The following is a 22,108-nucleotide window of genomic DNA, read 5'->3' as shown; positions in this document are numbered from 1 at the left end:
GCGATGATAGGGATTTTTTTAACACAAATAAACCGAACAATTATAAATGAATTGTTCGGTTTTTGCTATTTCGTATTTGCTTATGTCCCAGCCCCTTATGATCAATCGATTCATTAGGGGTTTAAGCTTATGTTGGGCTGGAAGTGTTGTTCTTCCAAACCAAACTCATCTGCTTCAACTTGAACACGTTCAATATCGGCTCCGAGCATTTGCAGCTTTTTATGAAAATCCAAGTAGCCACGGTCTAAGTGCTTTAATTCTGTTACGCGTGTATAGCCTTCGGCCTTAAGTCCGGCAATGATGAGTGCGGCGGCTGCCCGCAAATCGGTTGCCGCGACTTCTGCACCTTGCAAGTTGCTCGGTCCTTCAATGATGACCGAACGCCCCTCTATTTTGATATTGCTGTTCATTCTGCGGAATTCTTCCACATGCATAAAACGGTTCTCAAATACAGTTTCCGTAATGACACTTGTACCCTGTGCACAAAGCAATAGCGCCATCATTTGAGATTGCATGTCTGTCGGAAAGCCCGGGTAAGGCATCGTTTTAAGATCGACAGCCTTTAGTTTATCCGGACCTATCACCCGAAGCCCATCTTTTTCTTCGACTATTTCTACATTCATTTCTTGAAGTTTGGAGATAAGAGAAGCAAGATGCTCTGGAACTGCTCCATTTACAACAATATTGCCTCCGGTTATGGCTCCGGCCACCATGAAAGTCCCGGCCTCTATCCGATCTGGAATGATCGTATGGTCGGCTCCATAAAGCTTTTCGACTCCCTCAATTTTAATCGTTGCTGTTCCGGCGCCTTTTACAACGGCTCCCATTTTATTTAGATAATTGGCGAGGTCAACAATTTCCGGCTCCTTCGCGCAATTTTCCATAATGGTTGTGCCTTTGGCCAAAACGGCGGCCATCATGATATTTTGAGTTGCACCGACACTGGGAAAATCCAGGTAAATTTTTGCACCTTTTAACTGGGTTGCTGATGCTTCAATGAAGCCATTACCGACTTCAACAGAGGCTCCCAACGCTTCAAATCCTTTTAAATGAAGGTTAATGGGACGAGATCCGATCGCACATCCTCCTGGAAGTGCAACCCGTGCCTTTCCTTGTCTGGCCAAGAGAGAACCCATGACAAGAACGGAAGCTCTCATTTTACGAACATATTCAAAAGGCGCTTCATGTTGCAATTCATCCGAAGCATCGACATATACCGTTTTATTCTCAAAATGTACTTTTGCATTTAAATGACGCAACACTTCACCAATTGTAAATACATCGGAGAGAGTCGGTACATTTCGTATGATACTTTTTCCTTCGCTAGCCAATAGGGATGCAGCGATAACAGGCAAGACAGCATTCTTGGCGCCTTCTACAACTACGGTGCCGCTGAGCCTTTTTCCGCCGCGGACGATGATTTTTTCCAAGAGTGTTCCCCTCCGCGTCCATTTTCTTAATATTAATATTCATTTGTTAAGATGGGTGTGCCTATCACGAAGGATGTGCTTCCCGTCTCGTTATTGCGCAGTCCGATCTGCAGATTCATTTCATGTTCAGTTAGCGAAATTGATTGTGAAAAAAGAGAGGAGTTAGCAGAAATAGAGTAAAAATCTTTTTCTTTTAGCGCCTCTTTTTCCTCAGCCTGGAAAAATAGCAGCAAATCGTTTGCCAAATTTCCGGTATCTTCATTGAATACGCCTTTGATACAAGAGAAAACAAGTACATTATTTTCAAATAATTGGTCTGTTCTGGACTGGAGGATTTTTTCTATTTTCTTGGAAATGCGGGTGTTCCACACCTTCCCCGTCACTTCGTATAAACTATAAGATGAACCTCCGTCTTCCATGGTGACTACTTTGATCGTTTCTCGAAAGTCGTCATGTTCCATACGCCCCGTCACGTTGTCTAAACCGTTCTCTGAAGAAACAGTCCAAACCCATCCGGGAAACTGACTTTTCAAATTATGTATGAACCGATCCTTTTCCGAAAGATCAATCGTTTCTCTTGTATGTAGAGACCATTCAATGATCGCACCTGAATTTTGGGAAACCCCACGTGCCAAGTGATCCATGTCCATATTTCCATAATTGGCCGCATTGGTGTTATTCCCGATAAAAGAGGCAATCAAACTGATCATAACCATCATTTGCAAAAAAAGAAAGAAATATTCTTTTCTCATCGTATTTCCCCTCCCTGATACCAGTGTTGCCACCAAGAAGGATGTCATACTGAGAGAAAAGCATCAAAAAAAGACAAATACTACTTTATAGTATATCCTATTTCGACAATTTTCTTCACCTGTTTCAAATCATAACAACAAATCAAAAATTTTAAATAGGCAAAAAGGGCTATATTATAAAAGGAATTGAAGTTGTCTGGACCAGTTGAGATAATCAAGAAAAAAATTGCTGACAGAAGAACCGATGGCGATTGTTAAAATGATGTACAACAATCTTGCTTGGAAGACACGATTAGCGCTTAGTAGTTTGTCAAAATGGAGTGCTTGTAAAGCCCAAAATGTAATGCCAATAAATACAAGATGGGAAATGATGCTCACGAGGGCCTGTTGTCCAATTTCCAACCCGTCGATCATAGATCCTTCCTCCCTACTTGTCATATATAAAGATCGTTCACAACAACACCTTCCGATCTGTCTGACCAGAAGGTGTTGTAAAAACATGTGTCACTTTTACTTATTCTGATAAATAGCTATTCGATTCATGGCTCGTTTTAATGCCAGTTCTGCCCGTTTAAAGTCTACATTATCACGCTTTGCTTGTAAATATTTCTCTGCTCTTGCTTTAGCAGCCTGAGCACGGGCAAGATCTATGCTTTCAGCTCTTTCAGCGGATTGGGCAAGAATCGTCACTTTTTCCGGACGAACTTCAAGAAAGCCGCCGCTGACCGCAACATATTCGGTTTTATCCGCTTTTTTTAAGCGAACTGCACCAATTTCAAGCGGCGCAACTAAAGGGATATGCCCTGGGAGAATACCCAGCTCACCTGTTTCAGCTCTCGTACTGACCATTTCAGCTTCAGATTCATAAACGGGACCGTCCGGAGTAACAATGCTCACTTTTAAAACGTTCATGTTATCGCCTCCTCGTCCCTAGTTAAACTTCAACGCCCATTTCTTCGGCTTTTTTCAGCACATCTTCGATTGGTCCAACGAGACGGAATGCATCTTCAGGTAAATGGTCATATTTTCCTTCAAGGATTTCTTTAAAGCCTTTGACTGTTTCTTGTACAGGAACGTAAGAACCCGGCTGTCCTGTAAACTGTTCAGCGACGTGGAAGTTTTGCGACAGGAAGAATTGGATCCTGCGCGCACGGTGAACGACCAATTTGTCTTCATCAGAAAGCTCATCCATACCAAGAATCGCAATAATGTCTTGCAACTCTTTGTATCTTTGAAGGGTTTGTTGCACTTTACGGGCAACTTCATAATGTTCCTCTCCGACGATTTCCGGCGAAAGAGCCCTTGATGTTGATGCCAACGGATCTACCGCAGGATAAATACCCATCTCGGACAATTTACGCTCCAGGTTGGTTGTAGCATCCAAGTGGGCAAACGTTGTTGCCGGAGCCGGGTCCGTATAGTCATCAGCGGGAACATATATCGCTTGGATAGATGTTACTGATCCTACGTTTGTAGAAGTAATACGTTCTTGAAGTTGACCCATTTCCGTAGCGAGTGTAGGCTGGTATCCAACTGCAGAAGGCATCCGGCCTAAAAGGGCGGAAACTTCAGAACCTGCTTGTGTAAAGCGGAAAATGTTGTCGATAAAGAATAGAACGTCCTGTCCTTGTTCATCACGGAAATATTCAGCCATCGTTAGACCCGTTAGAGCAACACGCATACGGGCGCCAGGCGGCTCGTTCATTTGACCAAATACCATCGCTGTCTTATCAATAACGCCTGAATCTTTCATTTCAAAGTAAAGGTCGTTCCCTTCACGGGTCCGCTCTCCAACACCGGCGAAAACCGAGATACCACCGTGTTCTTGGGCAATATTATTGATAAGTTCCTGAATGAGTACCGTTTTACCTACACCGGCACCACCGAACAGGCCGATCTTTCCACCCTTAATGTATGGAGCAAGCAAGTCAACAACTTTGATGCCTGTTTCCAAAATTTCCACTTCAGTGGAAAGCTGCTCATATTTTGGAGCGTCACGATGGATGGAATCGCGCCTTGCACTTGCATCAATATCCTCGTTTAAATCAATTGGGTCACCCAAAACGTTGAAAACACGCCCAAGGGTAATGTCACCTACAGGTACGGAAATGGATGCACCTGTATCAATAACTTCCATGCCCCGTTGAACACCATCGGTAGATGCCATGGCGATTGTACGAACTGTATCGTCACCAAGATGAAGGGCGACTTCCAGTGTCAGGTCAATATTTACTTCTGTGTCTGATTTTGCATCATATGTTATCTTTAGCGCATTGTAAATTTCAGGGAGATGGCCATCGGCAAATTTCACGTCGACTACCGGTCCCATTACTTGCAAAACCTGTCCTTTGTTCATTACTTCCCCTCCTACCTGGGTTGTGATTTTTAATCAATGACGGCTCGGCGTCAATTCAGTCCGGCTTTAGAATTTTGCTTGCACAATTTGCTTTCTTTCAAATTCCGTGACATTCCTCGAAATGCTTAACAGTATTCAACAAAAGTGATCTCTTTGCTGACATCATACTTGAAAACAGAGGATTCCAGTATGAATACTGTTAACAGCCCGTCAAGCTTATTCAAGTGCTGCCACACCGCCGACAATTTCTGTAATCTCTTGGGTGATGGCTGCCTGGCGGGCACGGTTATAGGTTAAAGTAAGATTGTCTATTATTTCGATCGCATTGTCCGTTGCGCTCTTCATTGCTGTCATGCGGGCAGCGTGTTCACTCGCTTTTCCGTCAAGAAGGGCACCGTATATTAAACTTTCCGCATACTGCGGTAACAACACTTCCAATATGGCATCAGCGGAAGGTTCATATTCATAGGACATTAATTTTGTAGTAGACCCCAAGTCGGTAAGAGGCAATACTTTTTTCTCGGTCACTTCTTGGGTGAGCGCACTGACATAGTGATTGTAGTACATATATAACTCATCAAACGTACCATCCGAGAACATTGCCACTGTATTTTTCGTAATCTCCATAATATCGGAAAATGAAGGTTGATCAGGAAGACCTATGATTTCAGATACCACATTCATCTTCCTTTTTAGGAAAAAGTCCCGACCCATACGACCAATCGCGATGATGGCATATTCATCATTGTTTTTATGCCTTTCTTGAATTTTTGACTGGACAGCCCGCAAAACGTTGCTATTATAGGGGCCAGCCAAACCTCGGTCCGTTGTAATAACCAAATATCCGGTTGTTTTAACCGGTCGGGATACAAGCATGGGGTGCTCGACGTCTTGACTTCCAAGAGCTATACTGGCTACGACCTCTTGAATTTTTTCCATATAGGGAACAAACGATTTCGCATTTGTTTCGGCACGATTCAACTTGGCTGCCGAGACCATTTGCATCGCCTTGGTAATTTGACTCGATTTTTTGTTTGAATTAATACGAGATTGGATATCACGTAATGATGCCACTTGATTCACCACCCTGCCATTTCATTCTAAGGGAGACGCCCGCAGCTTCCATCCGCCGGAAAACTGGGCGCCATTTTCCCACTATTATATCTATTATTCGCTTTTAGCGAATGTTTTTTTGAATGTGTTCAAAGCATCAGCCATGTCTTCGTCAGCAGGAAGCTTCCCGGTAGAGCGAATGCTTTCGAGCAATTCCGCGCGATTGTGGTCAAGCCAAGAGTACAATTCTTCTTCAAATCTCCGTACATCTTGAACTGGAATGTCATCCAAGAATCCTCTTGTAAGAGCATATAAGATCATGACTTGCTTTTCTACCCTGATTGGCTTATTCAAGTCTTGCTTAAGTACTTCCACTGTTCGCTGACCGCGTGCCAACTTTGCCTGAGTCGTTTTATCCAAGTCTGAACCGAATTGGGCAAATGATTCCAACTCACGGTATGCCGCAAGGTCAAGGCGAAGTGTACCGGCAACTTTTTTCATGGCGCTAATTTGTGCTGATCCTCCAACACGTGAAACGGAAAGACCCGCATTAATCGCAGGGCGCACCCCTGAGAAAAACAAGTCTGATTGCAGGAAGATTTGTCCATCCGTGATCGAAATCACGTTTGTCGGAATATAAGCCGAAATATCTCCCGCCTGTGTTTCAACGAATGGAAGAGCGGTCAATGATCCGCTGCCTTTTGCGTCACTTAACTTCGCAGCACGTTCCAAAAGACGGGAGTGTAAATAGAATACGTCCCCCGGATAAGCTTCCCGGCCAGGAGGCCTGCGTAAAAGCAAGGAAAGTTCACGGTATGCCGCTGCTTGTTTGGAAAGGTCATCATATACAACAAGCACGTGCTTGCCGTTATACATGAACTCTTCTCCCATTGTTACACCCGCATACGGAGCGAGGAATAAGAGTGGTGCGGGCTGTGATGCAGAAGCTGTCACAACGATGGTGTAATCCATCGCACCATATTTACGAAGTGTTTCAACCGCATTACGGACAGTAGATTCTTTTTGTCCGATCGCAACATACACACAAATCATGTTTTCATCGCGCTGATTTAAAATCGTGTCAATGGCAACGGTCGTTTTACCTGTTTGACGGTCACCAATGATGAGCTCACGCTGCCCACGTCCAATCGGCACAAGCGCATCAATCGCTTTGATCCCTGTTTGGAGAGGCTCATGGACTGATTTTCGATCCATAACCCCTGGCGCGGGGCTTTCGATCGGACGAGTTTTCACAGTGTTGACTGGACCCATGCCATCGACTGGCTGTCCGAGCGGGTTTACAACACGGCCAATTAGTTCTTCTCCGACAGGCACTTCCATGATGCGCCCTGTACGGCGAACCTCGTCACCTTCACGAATCTCCGTATAAGGTCCGAGAATAACGATACCGACGTTGCTCTCCTCAAGGTTTTGCGCCATTCCCATGACACCATTAGAGAACTCCACAAGTTCCCCTGCCATTACATTGTCAAGTCCGTAGGCACGGGCAATACCATCCCCAACTTGTATAACTGTGCCTACATCGCTTACTTCCAAATCTGCTTCATAGTTTTCAATTTGCTGCTTGATCAGCGCACTGATTTCTTCAGCATTGATGCTCATGGATTTCACCCCTCATTTTTCAAGTTGATATTAACTGACTAACGTGCGTTCAAGTCGGTCAAGTTTTCCTTTAAGGCTTCCGTCAAAAACTCTGTTTCCGATGCGGACCTTAACGCCTCCTAGTAATTCGGAGTCAATGATATTTTCAATGTTTAATGCGGTTTTCCCCACTTTTGGCGCGAATGTTTCAGAAATGGCCTTTGTTTCCTCCGCAGTCAGCGGTCGTACAGAATACACGACTGTTTCCGCAATTCCGCGCTCTTCATTCAGCAACTTGATAAAAATTTCGGCAACTTCGAGAATGATATTCTCCCTATGCCGATCGGTCAACAGCATCATCGTATTGATGACAGGTTGTGACGCATTTTGAAAAACTTCTTTTATAAGGTTTCTTTTTTTATTGACAGAAAGCTTTGGTGACTGCAAAAGGTGGATAAAACCCGGATTTTGGACAAGCACCTTTTTTACAGTGCGCAGCTCTTCAACGATTTGGTCTGACATATTTTGTTCTTTAGCCAATTGAAAAAGAGCCAATGCATACCGCTGGGCAACGACAGGATTACTCATCGATCCTCGCCTGCTCTTTCAATATATTCATTGATCAGTTTCCCTTGGGCTTCGGCATCCAATTCTTTTTCAATCACTTTTGATGCAATCATGACAGACAATGAAGCAACTTGTTCACGAAGCGCAGACATTGCATTGTCTTTTTGCTGTTCAATTTCCAAACGCGCAGTCTCTTTCATACGTTCCGCTTCCTGGCGGGCTGTATCCATAATCTCCTGGCGCTGGTTTTCAGCTAGTTGCTTAGCATTTTCAATCATGTTTTGCGCTTCCTGGCGCGCTTCTTTCAGTAATGCTTTCTGTTCTTCAAGCAATTTATGCGCTTCTTCACGGCTCTTTTCAGCCGAGTCGATCTCATTGGCAATATGTTCTTCCCTTTGTCTCATGACACCCATTAAAGGTCCCCAGGCAAACTTTTTCAAAAGCGCCAACAAAATAAGCATCATGAAAAGCTGGAACAAAATATCGCCGCCGTTAAAATGGACTCCTCCAATTTGTGTTCCCAATACAAAGCTACTCTTTAACAAGCCCGCTCCACTCCTTCCAAGCTCCTGATATTAAACTTTAAACCGGCTTTTTGCCGATGAAAGGTCAATGGTAAAAATCAGCGCGCAAAAGGCTTCCGGGAAGTTATTTCCACTGTCCCCATAAACCTCCTGCGCATATGTTAGACCAGCCTTGGCCCCCGTCCCCTTAGATTCCTTTGTCTCGGGGCTGATAGGCGGCTTTAACCGGTCTTTCTCCTTGCTTTTCTTAAAAAATGGCGAAGTGTATTTCTTCGCCATTTCGAAATGCTTGTCTATAAATAAAACCTTATCTTCCTTGAACCATAAACGCGATAACAACCGCCATGATTGGAATGGCCTCAACCAACGCAACCCCGATAAACATGGTTGTTTGGAGCACACCACGTGCTTCTGGCTGACGTGCAATACCTTCGACTGTACGAGATACGATCCATCCGTTACCAATACCTGCCCCAAGAGCGGCTAAACCAATTGCAATTGCTGCTGCTAACATACCCATGATAAAATTCCTCCTTAAAATATATAAAAAATGAAGATTTCGGATGTCCATAGTTATGAACAATATATATTAATGATCCGCACTTACTTTATGAGCAAGATAGACCATCGTTAACATTGTAAAAATAAATGCTTGTATCGCTCCGATAAAAATAGAGAATCCCATCCAAGCCAGTGTTGGGACAGCTGCTGCAATCCAGCCAACAACACCATGTGCTGCAAGACCTCCGGCAAGAAGGCCCAAGAGAATTTCACCGGCAAAAATATTCCCGTAAAGACGAAGCCCCAACGTTAATGTGTTGGCAAATTCTTCGATAATTTTAAGCGGAAGCAAGAACCACACCGGTTGTACATAACCTTTGAGGTAACTGCCAAGTCCTCTTTGTTTGATTCCATAATAATGGGACAGCGCGACAACCATTGTTGCCAACGTTAATGTAATGAGGGGGTCGGCCGTTGGAGATTTCCACCATAATTCATGATCAATCGTGATCGCGAAAGGCAAACCAAGCATGTTGGAAACAAATACATATAAAATCAAGGTAACACCCAACACATGAAAATGACCACCTGTTTTCCAGTCCATGGTACTTTTCACGATTCCCCTAACGAAATCAAAAACCCATTCCATAACGTTTTGCATGCCTGTCGGTTTCATGGCAAGCCTGCGCGTTCCAATGAAGGCGAGAAGAAACACAATAACCGAGGCAACGCTAATCATTAAGACATTTCCCATATTAAAATATAATCCAAATATTTCTTTGATTGGCGCTTCATGATTCATCCGATTCACCTCTCTTCCGCTGCTTGTCTTTTCTAAAGCTGAGGGAAATTATAGCATCTATCATAATGACAACATAAGATGTCATTAATCCTATCACTACGCTGATCAAATGGAACCTTTCCGGATAATTCGTCGCAATCAAAACCGCAAGCACTGCTGCAGCCATCCGCGACAATGTGCCTAAAGAACGTACGGTTTTCCCCTTTGAAACGGCTTCTCCAACCTGATTTGTTCTGCGAACCATCGACCATAGATTAAAAAAACTGAGAATTGTACCAAGGATCAATCCCATAAAAATAGATTGGTGTTTCGTGAATCCCCAACCCAATACAAAAATTGCTAACAAGTACATTATGTACTTCCGATGTCTATTAAATAACTGCTGGAGGTCATCCATTATGCTAATCCTCCGAAAAAAATTGTCGGATTGTGTATATAAGCGCCATAACTCCGGCAGCTAGACCCAAAAAGAGGCCGACCACTAAAAATAGCGGCTCCTTCCCGGTTATGTCATCAAGCCAATTCCCTGCAAATACACCTACCAGGGTCGACCCTGCCAATTGTGCGAGAATCGCAGAATAAAGGGCCATCCCATAAAGCGGATGACGATTCTTCCTATTCATACAGCATCCCCACCTATTGTTCAGGTGCTTTTTCGCTAATTGACAACCCATGAAAAAAGATATATCACAATCTCCCTTCATATCCTTTGTTAGCATACAATAGGCATATGTCAATGTCAACGAGTTTAGTGTGAATTTCAAAACAAACTATTTTTCCTTTAGGGCTTTGTCACAAAATCATCAAAATTCAACTAAAATATGGGTTTAGACGTCATTATTGGCAAATAAAGCATCGTAACAACAACCACCGAGGCATTTACAAGAATGGGCTCTTTGTCTCCTGCTTTAACCTGTTGTAAATGGTTGTGGCCGATGCTTTTTCAAATGGAAGTGATAGGCTAAGGCATCAGCAATTCTGGCAGAAGCCTTTCCATCTCCAAATGGATTATTCGCCTTTGCCATTTTTTCATAAGCTCTTTTGTCTGTCAGCAGTTCCTCCGCACTCCGGTAAATCGTTTCTTCATCCGTTCCAGCCAACTTTAACGCTCCGGCTTCAATTCCTTCCGGTCTTTCAGTTGTCTCACGCAAAATCAATACCGGAACACCCAGCGATGGCGCTTCTTCTTGCACTCCTCCCGAATCGGTCATAATGAAGTAAGCCCTGCTCGCAAAATTGTGGAAATCAATAACGTCAAGCGGTTCTGTCAAGTGGATCCTTGGGTCATTCCCCAGGATCTCATCCGCAATTCCCCGGATAGCCGGATTCATATGAACAGGATAAACAACTTGAATATCAGGATGCTTCATAACCATTGTCCGTATTGCCTGGAACATATTCCTCATCGGCTGCCCTACGTTTTCCCTTCTATGAGCCGTCAGCAATATAAGCCGATCACCGCCTATGAAATCAAGGGTACGATGCCGATAGTCCGATTGAACGGTCGTTTTCAGGGCATCAATGACCGTATTTCCGGTTATGAAGACGGACTCATCTCTTTTCCCCTCATTTAAAAGGTTACGCGCCGATGTTTCCGTCGGGGAAAAATGCAAGTCTGCTATGACGCCTGTTAGCTGACGGTTCATTTCTTCCGGAAAAGGGGCGTATTTATTCCATGTTCTGAGCCCGGCTTCTACATGTCCGACCAAAATTCGATTATAATAGGCTGCAAGGCTCGCTACAAACGCTGTTGACGTATCGCCATGCACAAGAACAATATCGGGCCGAGCTTCCTTGATGACGCTGTCGAGCCCTGTCAGGCAGCGCGTTGTGACATCAACCAATGTTTGCCTATCCATCATCATATTCAAATCATAGTCAGGCCTAATCTTAAATATATTCAGCACCTGGTCAAGCATTTGCCGATGTTGGGCCGTAACTGCCGTAACTGCCTCAAATTCTTCTTTTCTCGCTTGAAGCTCCTTGACAAGCGGAGCCATTTTAATCGCTTCCGGCCTCGTCCCAAAAATGGATAATACTTTCACACGCTTATCCACTGGAATATGCCTCCCTATTTCGTGCCGAACAAACGATCACCGGCATCTCCCAATCCAGGGATGATATATCCTTTTTCATTCAGTCTTTCATCAAGTCCGGCAACGTATATGTCTACGTCGGGATGGGCTTTTTCGATCGCACTTACTCCTTCCGGTGCGGCGATAAGAGTCATCAGCTTAATTTGTTTCGCTCCTCTTTTTTTCAGAGAACGAATTGCTTCAACCGCAGTTCCTCCAGTAGCAAGCATTGGATCTACAACGATAAAAAACCTTTCTTCCACATCACTCGGCAGTTTTAAGTAATACTCGACAGGCATTAAAGTTTCCGGGTCGCGGTACAATCCGACGTGTCCTACTTTCGCCGCGGGAATCAGCTTTAAAATACCATCGACCATGCCGATCCCGGCCCGTAAAATCGGAACAATGCCTATTTTTTTCCCTGCCAATATTTTAGATTTTGCTTTGCATACAGGGGTATCCACTTCGATTTCTTTCAAAGGCATATCCCTCGTAATTTCAAACGCCATCAACGTGGCGACTTCATCAACAAGTTCACGAAACTCTTTCGTTCCCGTGTTCTTATCGCGAATATAAGTTAATTTGTGTTGAATGAGAGGATGGTCGATCACATGCACTCTGCCCATAAAATCTCTCCTTTGCTTTTTGGTTGGAACAGAAGCGGAGCAGTATACGAACTTCTATCATGATGATCAATCGAACCTGCTTCCCGGCTCTGGCCAGCATATCCCTGCTAATTTTACATAAAAGGCTCTCTTTCGGCAAGGAAAATAAAGATCATATAATGGGCAAAAAACCGACATATGAAAAAGCCTCCAAAACACCGGAGGCTTGAAGCTTTTTACAGTTTATCCCGCATGTAAGGTGCCGTAAGATTCCCACTTCAAAACGTGAGGGTGACACAAAAGGTCCAAGTGGGAGAAAACCGCACCTAATTGACCGATTCGTTCAACTAACATTTCTTGGAAAAGGCATACCAAGAAATGAAGTTTCACTTTATACGTAAAGCGGAAAGCGGGCCGTCAGTGTTTCTACCCGAGTACGCGCTTCATTTAATTTTGTTTCCTTGTCATGGTTTTTAAGGACAAATGCAATAAGCGAAGCTATTTCTTCCATTTCGCTTTTTCCAAAGCCCCGTGAAGTGACTGCCGCTGTTCCAATCCTAATGCCACTCGTGATGAAAGGACCTTCCGGATCATAAGGGATGGTGTTTTTATTAACGGTTATCCCGACATCATCCAGGACTTTTTCCGCCACTTTGCCCGTTAAACCAAGAGAGCGCACATCAAGGAGAAGCAAATGGTTGTCCGTTCCGCCAGAAATGAGGTCAATGCCTTCTTTCTTTAAGCTTTCGCCTAATTGTTTTGCATTTTCAACAATCAGTTGGCTGTACGCTTTAAAATCGTCTGTCAACGCTTCGCCGAAGGCAACCGCTTTTGCGGCGATGACATGCATAAGAGGACCGCCTTGAATGCCCGGAAATACAGACTTGTCGATTGCTTTGGCATATTGTTCTTTGCATAGGATTAATCCGCCTCGAGGCCCCCGCAAAGTTTTATGCGTTGTAGATGTGACAAAATCTGCATAAGGAACCGGGTTCGGATGAAGGCCGGCGGCAACCAATCCGGCAATATGCGCCATGTCGACCATCAAGTATGCGCCGACTTCATCAGCAATTTCCCGGAACTTTTCAAAGTCGATAACCCGGGGATAAGCACTTGCTCCGGCAACAATCAGCTTCGGTTTATGTTCCAATGCTTTTTGCCGCACGTCTTCATAATTGATACGGTGATTTTTTTCATCTACCCCATATTCAACAAAATGATATTGCATACCGCTGAAATTGACGGGGCTACCATGTGTCAAGTGGCCACCGTGGGATAAATTCATGCCAAGGACCGTATCGCCATGTTTCAAAATAGTAAAATAGACGGCCATATTAGCTTGTGCCCCGGAATGAGGCTGCACATTCGCATGGTCCGCGCTAAACAATTTCTTAATGCGGTCCCGCGCCAAGTCCTCCACAATATCAACATATTCACAACCGCCATAATAACGGCGACTCGGATAGCCTTCTGCATACTTGTTTGTCAAAACAGATCCTTGAGCTTCCATGACCGCTTCACTCACAAAGTTCTCGGATGCAATTAATTCAATTTTGGATTGTTGCCTTTTCAATTCTTTTTGAATCGCCTCGTATATCTCGGGATCCTGTTTGGCTATAGCGCTTTCCGCCCTATTTTCGCTTACCTTGCTCATTGTGCTCCCCCTTGTATCGGTAATAATAATCCATGGTTTCGTTCTTGTTTACATTTTAACATGAAGTAATGTCCGAGCCAAATGGATTTTTGACTTTTTGGAGACGAAAACGGAACATTTCTATTAGTAATTGCATTGATTGTTCAGCTTTTCGCGATTATAAACAGCTCTCGCACCGCCAATTAGCTTTGGACGAGTCGCCGCCACTGTGACATGGGCATTTCCGAGTGACCTTTGGCCGATTCTGACCGGAACTGCGACGTGTTTTAAATGCATGCCAATAAACGTGTCTCCTATATCAATACCGGCATCCGCTTTTATAAACTCGACAACGGCCGGATCTTGAAAGCGAGAATAGGCGTGTGCTGCCATGGCACCGCCTGCTTCACGAACGGGAACAACCGTTACCTGATCGAAATGAAATAGTTCGGCTGTTTCCCTTTCGATAACAAGTGCGCGATTTAAATGTTCACAACATTGGAAGGCCAAATGGATGTTCTTTTCCCGAGCGAAAGCCTGCAATTGCTCAAAGATCATGGCTGCCACTTCAAACGTTCCCGATGTTCCGATTCTTTTTCCCGCCACTTCAGATGTGGAACAGCCAACGACGAATATCTGTCCAGGCCTAATCGGCAATTCCTCGGCGCATTGCTTGAGAATCAACCGCAGCTCGTTCCGCCATTGTTCTATTTCCATGCATATCTCTCCCCTTATCTATTTTCGTAATCGGAAATCTTTTGGATACGCCTTGTATGGCGGCCGCCTTCAAACTCCGTTTCCAACCAAACCTTTGCAATCTCGCGGGCAAGACCGGGTCCGATCACACGTTCTCCCATAGCAAGTACATTTGTATCATTATGAAGACGTGTCATCCTGGCACTAAATACATCGTGCACCAAAGCACAGCGGATTCCTTTTACTTTATTCGCGGCGATGCTCATGCCAATGCCTGTTCCACAAACTAAAATGCCCCGGTCAAATTCACCGCTTGCCACTTTTTCCGCTACAGGAACGGCAAAGTCGGGGTAGTCGACCGAGCTTTCGTCTCCACAACCAAAATCCTCATATTCTATATTCAATTCTTCCATTACTTTAATGATTTCTTTGCGAATCAATATTCCCCCATGGTCGGATGCAATTGCCACTTTCATCGTGTAACATTCCCCTTTCATTTGTTTGATTCTTCTTTGTTTACACAAGTTGACAGATTCAACAATCAATAGACAACCTGGCAATCAACCCGCGAAGTTCCTGGAACGTTGAACGGTAGACTTCCAGGTCTCCTCCAAAAGGATCTATCACATCAAGATCTCCATTGCGCCCATTCACATATTCTTTTAGAGTAAAAATTTTGTCCGCTGCCGCCGGAAACATGTCCATCAACATTTGTTTATGCCCCTCTGTCATCGTGAACACATATTTAGCCCAATGGATATCTTCTTCTTGCAATTGCTTTGAACGGTGCTCCAGCTTCATGTTATTTTCTTTCAATACCTTTAGCGCATGGTCCGCAGCCTTGCTCCCTTCAGCAGCGAACAGTCCGGCAGATCTGGCATCTGCTTTTCCGTTCCATATATGGTGAAAAATGGCCTCAGCCATTGGGCTTCTGCATGTATTCCCGGTACAAACGAATAAAATATTCATATCTTCTCCTACCTCTTTTACCTTATTATAACCATTCACTTTTTTGCGTACAAATGTAGAGTGCTTTTTCATCAACCTTATGAAAAAGTCCGGCCAGTCAGCGTGTCATCTATTGATTAACATATGAAATGCAAAAAACCGTCAGTAAAAACAAAAAAAACGATATAATCGTTTTTAGTGTAAGTCGAGGTACTATTGCCTACCAAGCTAAGCACGATAATGCTGGCCTTCATAACTTATAATCTCATGAAAAAATCAACTTTATCCCAAACAAAATTAAAGTGAATCCGCCAAACATCTCTCCATACACCCCGAGCAAACTTTGCACTTTCCGCCCCATAATCAGTCCACTCCATGTCAAACATGCCGCCACGATACCAAAACAGATCATGGCAGCCATTGCCCGGGCACCGAACATCCCGAGACTGAGACCGGCGGAAAAGCTGTCCAGACTGACGAGGAAACTGAAAATGAATAGTCCCCAACCTTGAGGGACGATCGCCATTTGTTCCTCGCTTTTAAAACTGGATAGTATCATTTGTACTCCCAAAACCATTAACAAGCCCCCTCCAACGTAACCGGTAATTTTGCCAAATGTTTCTGAAAGTAAATGCCCGGTTAATATGCCAAACAATGGCATAAACATGTGGAAAAGACCCGTTGTCATTCCAATATAAAAAACTTGGCGAAATCTCAGTTTGAAAATTCCCATGCCGAGTGAAACGGAAAATGCGTCCATTCCTACCGCAAAAGCCATGATGACTAAAGTAATGATTTCTGGAAGTATCATCAAAATACCCCTTTCGCTTCGGACGTGCCTATAAGAGCTTATGCACGGAAACGAAAGAGTAGAATTGTCTTTCAGTCCTGATCTTTCATATGCTGTTTCATCCACCGATGGGAGGCCGCTTTTTCCAGACGGTTCATAATAGCTGCCCCCACGCCTGTACGGGGAAAGACTTCCGAAAATATGATATCCACTCCTGAATTCTCAAAGGACCTCAAAGCTTGATAAAGCGTCTGGGCTGAACTTTTTGGATCGGCTTTACTGCCACAGGGTACCACAACATCAGCCTTATAAAACGAAGCGGTTTCCTGCGGAGCCAGTATACCCACTTTCAACCCTGCGGCCATTTTTTCATCAATTAACTGTTGAATCCACTGCTGTTCACCGTCGGCAAGATAGAGCGGTGCATCCGGAGCATAATGCCGGTACTTCATTCCTGGAGACTTCGGTTTGGACACTGAGCTGGCGATCGAAGGATCTTCTTCCACTGGCCCAATGACTGCTTCGATATCTTCTTTTGAAATACCGCCTGGACGTAGAATCACCGGGGGACTTCCAGTGCAGTCAACGACTGTTGATTCAACTCCAACCCCTGCGGGTCCGCCATCGACAATTCCGGCTACAATACCATCTAAGTCATCTTGCACGTGTTTAGCTGTCGTTGGACTTGGCTTACCGGATTTATTGGCACTTGGCGCGGCAATTGGATGCCCTGATTCGCGAATAAGGGCCATTGCAAGTGGATGGTCCGGCATCCGAACCGCGACAGTATTCAGCCCGGCGGTCACTAAGCGGGACACGGTTCCAGGCTTTTTGTTGAATATGAGTGTGAGCGGACCGGGCCAAAATGTATGCATAAGCTTCATGGCTGTATCGGAAATATCCACAGCAATTTGCTTCAGTTGCTGAAAAGTTGCAATATGAACGATAAGCGGGTTATCTGCCGGTCTTCCTTTTGCCGCAAAAATTTTTGCCACTGCCTCATCAGATGTAGCATTGGCGCCCAGTCCGTATACTGTTTCGGTTGGAAAGGCCACCACTTCATTCTTTTTGATGAGCTCTGCTGCTTTTACTATTTGTGGATAGTTTTTTTTACTGTTCACATCATTATCCACAGACCAATAGGTTGTTTTCAATGAGGCCACCTCAATTTATAACGTTTGATTAATGCTTTACCGTTTATTATTGCTAGTTTAAGAATCATTTATGAATATAAAACTAGCATAACAAGTGATTGAAAAGTAAGTTATTCACAAATTGTGGATAGTTAATCCTTTTTTGTGGATAAAGGCTGTGCATAACCGGGCAAACGATACACAACAAACATAAACAAAGCCCGTCATCAACAAGTAAACTGGAGAGCTTCTGACGAATTCAAGAACACACCGTCATGCAAGGAACAAAGCACATGCTTCAAAGCTTTGCACATTCGCTTCATTAGAATAGCTTCGCGCGACTTTAAGACGAGCTGAACAAAACTTCCCGAATAAGCGATGATCTCAGGAAAAGCTCGATGTTTGCTAATCGCTAAGCACCGAAGCTGGACAACGCCAGTTTACTTCATATGAATCATACATGCAAAAATATATTTCTAATTTGTAAAAAAAAAAAATCTCTCAAGCGACTCGAGAGATTCAGATTCAAAAGCGATCGAACAATTCTTTCAGGAAAAACTTTACCTCTGTTTCTTCCTCTTGTTCAGCGATATAAGCGGCACTTTCTTTTTTCCCTGCTTTCTCCTGTTCAGCGAAAGTGCCACTTTCTTTTTTCCCCGCTTCCCCTTCTTCAACGAAAGCAGAACTTTCTTTTTTTCCTGTTTCCTCTTGTTCAGCGATATAAGCGGTACTTTCTTTTTTCCCTGCTTTCTCTTGCTCAGCGAAAGCGCCATTTTCTTTCTTTCCCGCTTCCCCTTCTTCAACGAAAGCAGAACTTTCTTTTTTTCCTGTTTCCTCTTGTTCGGCGAAGTCGGCACTTTCTGCATTTCCTGCTTCCTCTTGTTCAGCGAAAGCGCCACTTTCTTTTTTTCCCACTTTCTCTTGTTCGGCGAAGTCGGCACTTTCTGCATTTTCCGCTTTCTCTTGTTCAGCGATCAAAGCATTGTTTTGCCCGTTTTCAACATCTTGGACTGATTTATCCGCAGATTCATCCGTGTTGGTATTAACAGCCGCTCCTGTGGAAAAGTCCAGAAAACAAAGCGGCGGAAATAGAACACACCACCAGTTTGCTCCTTTTCCTTCTCCCAATGTAATTAAAATCGCCTCATAATTTCCGGCGGGATAAAGATAGTTTCCATATAGCTTAGTTGGAAATTGAATGTTGCCAAATTCTACTTCGGCACCATAATCAATGGAGCTTTTTTCAAGCTCACGATTTGCAATTTGTTCGATCTCCGGCAAGCGGGATTGGATTAATCTGCGCGCCTCTTCAATCGATGTCAAATGCTCCACCCACGTCGTAATTTCTTGATTAACAGCATCTCTGATGGAGCGTTTCACCTCTTGATCTTGGTGGCCGTCGCTGTTTGCCAATATTCTCAGCCGGATCGCTTCTTGCGGAATGACTTGTATTTCTTCGGCCTCTGCCCTTTCTTCTGGCGGAATTGGTATTGCAAGATTGGCAACCGTTGCCAAAGATAAGACCACCATATAGAGCCATGCCATATTTTTTTGATAGAATTTTTGATTCATATACTTTCTCATCTGTTCCACCCCATCCCTTCACGAGACAGTATGGACAAATTTTGGAGGCTATAAACATCATGCGGAAATATTATAAAGAGGTTAAAACAATCCGGTCCTTACCGTTTATATCATAAAGCACTTCTGTTACCCCTTCAGAAAATTGTTCTCTCATCATTTGGCTGACTGCGTCTCCTTGCCCTGCACCAACTTCAAAAGCTACGATCGCCCGATCTTCAAGTACATGTGGAAGCTGTTCGGTGAATCGCCGGTACACATCAAGACCGTCTTCCCCGCCAAATAAGGCGCATGCCGGTTCATAATCCTTAACAACATCGGGCAAACACTCTTTTTCGCCCTGTGGAATATATGGTGGATTGGAGACGATCACATGGAATTTATGCCCGATCTCCATCAAGGGCTGAAGCAAGTCCCCTTGCGCAAACCGTACGGCCGCTCCAAGCCGGTCGGCATTTTTTTTCGCTATGTCAATCGCACTCGCGGAAATATCAGTTCCGTATACTGCGAGGCCGGGCCGCTCCAGTTTTAATGTTACAGCAATTGCCCCGCTCCCCGTTCCAACATCTGCTACCCGCAATCCCTGTTTAGAAGCACCAAAAAGCCTGTCCATTTTTTTCAAAACCGCGATAACCAATTCCTCTGTTTCTGGACGCGGGATCAGAACATGGGGATTTACGACAAACTCCCTGCCTAAAAACACTTCATGGCCCATGATATACTGCACAGGTCTGCCAGCAGCATGCTCCTTTACGTTCCGACTGAATTGTTCCCAATCCTTCTCGGAAAGTTCCGTCCGAAACTCGGCAAGCAGCCGGGAACGAGTATATTTCAATTGGTTCATAAGCAATATTTCTCCCGCATTTTGGTCACGGCCATGCTCCTTTAAAAAAGAAGAAGCCCATTGAAGGGCTTTGAAGATCGTTTGTTTATCAGACATTCGCTATTCCACGCTCTCTAATTTCTTGGATTGGTCTTCCACTATGAGGGCATCTATGATTTCATCCAGTTTGCCCTCCAAAATTTGGTCGAGCTTTTGAATCGTTAGTCCGATCCGGTGGTCCGTTACCCTGTTTTGTGGAAAATTATATGTGCGAATTCGTTCCGACCGATCACCCGTTCCAACTGCTGATTTTCGATTCGCATCGTATTCTTCTTGAGCTTCTTGCTGGAATTTATCGTAAATGCGGGCGCGTAAAACTTTCATCGCTTTTTCTTTATTCTTGATTTGGGACTTTTCATCCTGACAAGAGACCACAATGCCCGTGGGGATATGAGTAAGCCTAACAGCAGACATTGTCGTGTTAACACTCTGTCCTCCAGGCCCGCTTGATGCAAACGTATCCACACGGATATCTTTCTCATGGATATCGACTTCCACTTCCTCGGCTTCCGGCAAGACGGCTACTGTAGCGGTCGACGTATGAATCCGCCCGCCTGACTCCGTTTCCGGAACGCGCTGGACACGGTGCGCTCCATTTTCATATTTTAACCTGGAAAAGGCTCCGGTTCCGTTGATCATAAAAATAATTTCCTTAAATCCGCCCAATCCAGTAGAGTGTTCTTCAATAACTTCGGTTTTCCAGCCTTTTGTTTCGGCATAGCGGCTGTACATACGGTACAGATCACCGGCAAACAATGCTGCTTCGTCTCCGCCCGCGGCTCCGCGGATTTCCATAATAACGTTTTTCTCATCATTTGGGTCTTTAGGGATAAGCAATATCTTTAGGCGCTCTTCCAGCACCTCGATCCGTTCTGCCAGTTCATCGATCTCTTCCTTGACCATTTCCCGCATTTCCGGATCCAATTTATCATCAAGCATTTCCTTGGCATCATCATATTCTTTTTTCGCTTCCTTATATTCCCGGTACGTTTCCACCGTTTCAGCAATCGCCGATTGTTCCTTCGAGTATTCTTTCAGCTTTTCGGGATCACTGACAATATCTGGATCGCTCAACAGCTCATTCAGCTTTTCGTAGCGGTCTTCCACGGATTGGAGTCTATCAAACACAAGCCTTCACCTCAACGTTTTTGCATATCTTTTTTTATAGTACACCGCCCACTTTATGCAAGCAAACATTTTAAAGAAAAAGAATCCGCTTCTGATCATTAATATATGTAAAAGCAGTGTTTGTGATCAGCTCAAATGCTCTTTCATCGATCTTACAGGAACTTCATGATGATTCCGGCACCTTGCTTCGTAAGAATCCGCTGCCCCCACCAGGATGACTGGATCATCATAAAAAGCGGCTTCTCCATCAATCAGGCGCTGCGTTCTAGTGGCAGGCTCCCCGCAAACTGTACATATGGCATGCAGTTTGGTCACATGCTCTGCGAGCGCCAGCAGTTTTGGCATCGGGCCAAATGGCTCGCCCCGAAAGTCTTGATCCAATCCGGCAACCACTATCCTATGCCCCGCATCTGCAAGGCGGCTAACTGCCAGTATGACGTCATCATCAAAAAATTGCACTTCGTCAATCCCTATCACATCTACTTCGGCAGGAACATTTTTTAATAGTTCATCCGCAGATTTTATCACATGCGCTTTAATGGAAAGACCATTATGTGAAACGATTTCATGTTTGCTATAACGGTTATCCAACAGAGGTTTAAATAACAAGACCTTTTTTTGGGCGTAATGGGCCTCTTTAGCCCGGCGGATCAATTCTTCCGTTTTACCGGAGAACATGCAGCCGCATATAACTTCGACAACACCTTGCATTCCCGGATTCATCATACTCGCTCCTTCCTGCTGTAATGCCTTTATCCCAATAAAAAAACAGGCAAGCCTTCTTGCCCGTTTTCACTAGCTTATTTGAGTCCGTATTTCTTGTTAAAGCGGTCAACGCGTCCTGCAGCGGAAGCAAATTTTTGACGGCCAGTGTAAAATGGATGACATTCGGAGCAAATTTCAACTCGAATACTTTCTTTTACAGACCCGCTTTCAAATTCATTGCCGCAAGCGCATTTTACAATTGCTTTTTTGTATTCAGGATGGATTCCTGCTTTCATTTTCCTTCATCTCCTTACGCCCTGAATCATTTGCTGAAACAGAGTTCT

26 protein-coding genes are annotated in these 22,108 nt (G+C 44.3%); all 26 read right to left on the bottom strand.

Translation table 11 applies throughout. The features are described 5' to 3' along the window. Window positions 1–113 precede the first annotated feature (113 nt). Complete coding sequence (gene murA / locus MHB50_RS00665) at window positions 114–1,430, bottom strand: UDP-N-acetylglucosamine 1-carboxyvinyltransferase (protein WP_339161112.1); 1,317 nt, start codon at window positions 1,428–1,430, stop codon at window positions 114–116. Window positions 1,431–1,462: 32 nt separating this feature from the next. Next, entirely contained in the window at window positions 1,463–2,182 is a 720-nt protein-coding gene (locus MHB50_RS00660) for a YwmB family TATA-box binding protein (protein ID WP_339161111.1), read from the bottom strand. 174 nt (window positions 2,183–2,356) lie between these two features. Next, window positions 2,357–2,596: a DUF1146 family protein gene (locus tag MHB50_RS00655; protein ID WP_077109617.1), complete on the bottom strand. Its 240-nt coding sequence runs from the start codon at window positions 2,594–2,596 to the stop codon at window positions 2,357–2,359. A gap of 96 nt (window positions 2,597–2,692) precedes the next feature. Then, window positions 2,693–3,094 carry a F0F1 ATP synthase subunit epsilon gene (locus MHB50_RS00650; RefSeq protein ID WP_339161109.1) on the bottom strand — a complete coding sequence of 134 codons (402 nt, stop codon included), beginning with the start codon at window positions 3,092–3,094 and terminating at the stop codon, window positions 2,693–2,695. A 22-nt stretch (window positions 3,095–3,116) separates the two neighbouring features. Further along, window positions 3,117–4,538: a F0F1 ATP synthase subunit beta gene (atpD, locus tag MHB50_RS00645; RefSeq protein WP_077109619.1), complete on the bottom strand. Its 1,422-nt coding sequence runs from the start codon at window positions 4,536–4,538 to the stop codon at window positions 3,117–3,119. A gap of 216 nt (window positions 4,539–4,754) precedes the next feature. Further along, window positions 4,755–5,612, bottom strand: a complete 858-nt coding sequence (atpG, locus tag MHB50_RS00640) for an ATP synthase F1 subunit gamma (protein ID WP_339161107.1) — start codon at window positions 5,610–5,612, stop codon at window positions 4,755–4,757. Window positions 5,613–5,705: 93 nt separating this feature from the next. Next, entirely contained in the window at window positions 5,706–7,214 is a 1,509-nt protein-coding gene (gene atpA / locus MHB50_RS00635; protein ID WP_339161106.1) for a F0F1 ATP synthase subunit alpha, read from the bottom strand. A gap of 30 nt (window positions 7,215–7,244) precedes the next feature. Then, complete coding sequence (locus tag MHB50_RS00630; RefSeq protein WP_340084696.1) at window positions 7,245–7,781, bottom strand: F0F1 ATP synthase subunit delta; 537 nt, start codon at window positions 7,779–7,781, stop codon at window positions 7,245–7,247. Continuing rightward, window positions 7,778–8,305, bottom strand: a complete 528-nt coding sequence (gene atpF / locus MHB50_RS00625) for a F0F1 ATP synthase subunit B (RefSeq protein ID WP_340084695.1) — start codon at window positions 8,303–8,305, stop codon at window positions 7,778–7,780. Before atpF ends, MHB50_RS00630 begins: the two co-directional genes overlap by 4 nt. A 286-nt stretch (window positions 8,306–8,591) precedes the next feature. Further along, on the bottom strand, window positions 8,592–8,804 hold the full coding sequence (gene atpE, locus MHB50_RS00620; protein ID WP_077109624.1) for a F0F1 ATP synthase subunit C: 213 nt from the start codon (window positions 8,802–8,804) through the stop codon (window positions 8,592–8,594). 69 nt (window positions 8,805–8,873) lie between these two features. Continuing rightward, on the bottom strand, window positions 8,874–9,587 hold the full coding sequence (atpB, locus tag MHB50_RS00615; protein ID WP_339161100.1) for a F0F1 ATP synthase subunit A: 714 nt from the start codon (window positions 9,585–9,587) through the stop codon (window positions 8,874–8,876). Beyond that, window positions 9,577–9,984, bottom strand: coding sequence for an ATP synthase subunit I (locus MHB50_RS00610; RefSeq protein WP_339161099.1), 408 nt, complete (start codon window positions 9,982–9,984; stop codon window positions 9,577–9,579). Before MHB50_RS00610 ends, atpB begins: the two co-directional genes overlap by 11 nt. Before the next feature lie 4 nt (window positions 9,985–9,988). Then, window positions 9,989–10,210, bottom strand: coding sequence for an AtpZ/AtpI family protein (locus MHB50_RS00605; RefSeq protein ID WP_339161097.1), 222 nt, complete (start codon window positions 10,208–10,210; stop codon window positions 9,989–9,991). Between the two features lie 285 nt (window positions 10,211–10,495). Beyond that, on the bottom strand, window positions 10,496–11,644 hold the full coding sequence (gene wecB / locus MHB50_RS00600) for a UDP-N-acetylglucosamine 2-epimerase (non-hydrolyzing) (RefSeq protein ID WP_340084694.1): 1,149 nt from the start codon (window positions 11,642–11,644) through the stop codon (window positions 10,496–10,498). Window positions 11,645–11,658: 14 nt separating this feature from the next. Next, window positions 11,659–12,288, bottom strand: a complete 630-nt coding sequence (gene upp, locus MHB50_RS00595) for a uracil phosphoribosyltransferase (RefSeq protein WP_077109629.1) — start codon at window positions 12,286–12,288, stop codon at window positions 11,659–11,661. A 370-nt stretch (window positions 12,289–12,658) separates the two neighbouring features. Further along, window positions 12,659–13,921 carry a serine hydroxymethyltransferase gene (gene glyA / locus MHB50_RS00590; RefSeq protein WP_340084693.1) on the bottom strand — a complete coding sequence of 421 codons (1,263 nt, stop codon included), beginning with the start codon at window positions 13,919–13,921 and terminating at the stop codon, window positions 12,659–12,661. Between the two features lie 123 nt (window positions 13,922–14,044). After that, entirely contained in the window at window positions 14,045–14,617 is a 573-nt protein-coding gene (locus tag MHB50_RS00585) for a TIGR01440 family protein (protein WP_340084692.1), read from the bottom strand. A 14-nt stretch (window positions 14,618–14,631) separates the two neighbouring features. After that, window positions 14,632–15,072, bottom strand: a complete 441-nt coding sequence (gene rpiB, locus MHB50_RS00580) for a ribose 5-phosphate isomerase B (RefSeq protein WP_339161089.1) — start codon at window positions 15,070–15,072, stop codon at window positions 14,632–14,634. Between the two features lie 58 nt (window positions 15,073–15,130). After that, the gene (locus MHB50_RS00575) at window positions 15,131–15,565 is read right to left on the bottom strand and encodes a low molecular weight protein arginine phosphatase (RefSeq protein ID WP_077109725.1); all 435 of its coding nucleotides are present in this window, start codon (window positions 15,563–15,565) and stop codon (window positions 15,131–15,133) included. A 244-nt stretch (window positions 15,566–15,809) separates the two neighbouring features. After that, window positions 15,810–16,355, bottom strand: coding sequence for a manganese efflux pump MntP family protein (locus MHB50_RS00570; RefSeq protein ID WP_205178946.1), 546 nt, complete (start codon window positions 16,353–16,355; stop codon window positions 15,810–15,812). A gap of 71 nt (window positions 16,356–16,426) precedes the next feature. Beyond that, complete coding sequence (locus MHB50_RS00565) at window positions 16,427–17,488, bottom strand: L-threonylcarbamoyladenylate synthase (RefSeq protein WP_340084691.1); 1,062 nt, start codon at window positions 17,486–17,488, stop codon at window positions 16,427–16,429. A 504-nt stretch (window positions 17,489–17,992) separates the two neighbouring features. Continuing rightward, the gene (gene spoIIR / locus MHB50_RS00560) at window positions 17,993–19,051 is read right to left on the bottom strand and encodes a stage II sporulation protein R (protein ID WP_339161084.1); all 1,059 of its coding nucleotides are present in this window, start codon (window positions 19,049–19,051) and stop codon (window positions 17,993–17,995) included. A gap of 70 nt (window positions 19,052–19,121) precedes the next feature. After that, window positions 19,122–19,988 (bottom strand): peptide chain release factor N(5)-glutamine methyltransferase, encoded by an 867-nt coding sequence (prmC, locus tag MHB50_RS00555; RefSeq protein WP_340084690.1) that lies wholly within the window; start codon window positions 19,986–19,988, stop codon window positions 19,122–19,124. A gap of 3 nt (window positions 19,989–19,991) precedes the next feature. Continuing rightward, complete coding sequence (prfA, locus tag MHB50_RS00550) at window positions 19,992–21,059, bottom strand: peptide chain release factor 1 (protein WP_339161080.1); 1,068 nt, start codon at window positions 21,057–21,059, stop codon at window positions 19,992–19,994. Window positions 21,060–21,185: 126 nt separating this feature from the next. Beyond that, window positions 21,186–21,785: a thymidine kinase gene (locus MHB50_RS00545; protein WP_205178927.1), complete on the bottom strand. Its 600-nt coding sequence runs from the start codon at window positions 21,783–21,785 to the stop codon at window positions 21,186–21,188. 74 nt (window positions 21,786–21,859) lie between these two features. Next, a complete protein-coding gene (gene rpmE, locus MHB50_RS00540; RefSeq protein WP_205178925.1) occupies window positions 21,860–22,060 on the bottom strand; it encodes a 50S ribosomal protein L31 in 201 nt (66 codons plus the stop codon). Between the last annotated feature and the right edge of the window lie 48 nt (window positions 22,061–22,108).

The organism is Siminovitchia sp. FSL H7-0308, from assembly GCF_037980985.1.
In the GTDB taxonomy this organism is placed as follows: Bacteria; Bacillota; Bacilli; order Bacillales; family Bacillaceae_C; genus Siminovitchia; species Siminovitchia thermophila.
The sequence above is the reverse complement of the archived record's forward strand: the minus strand, read 5'-3'. Positions and strand labels throughout refer to the sequence as shown.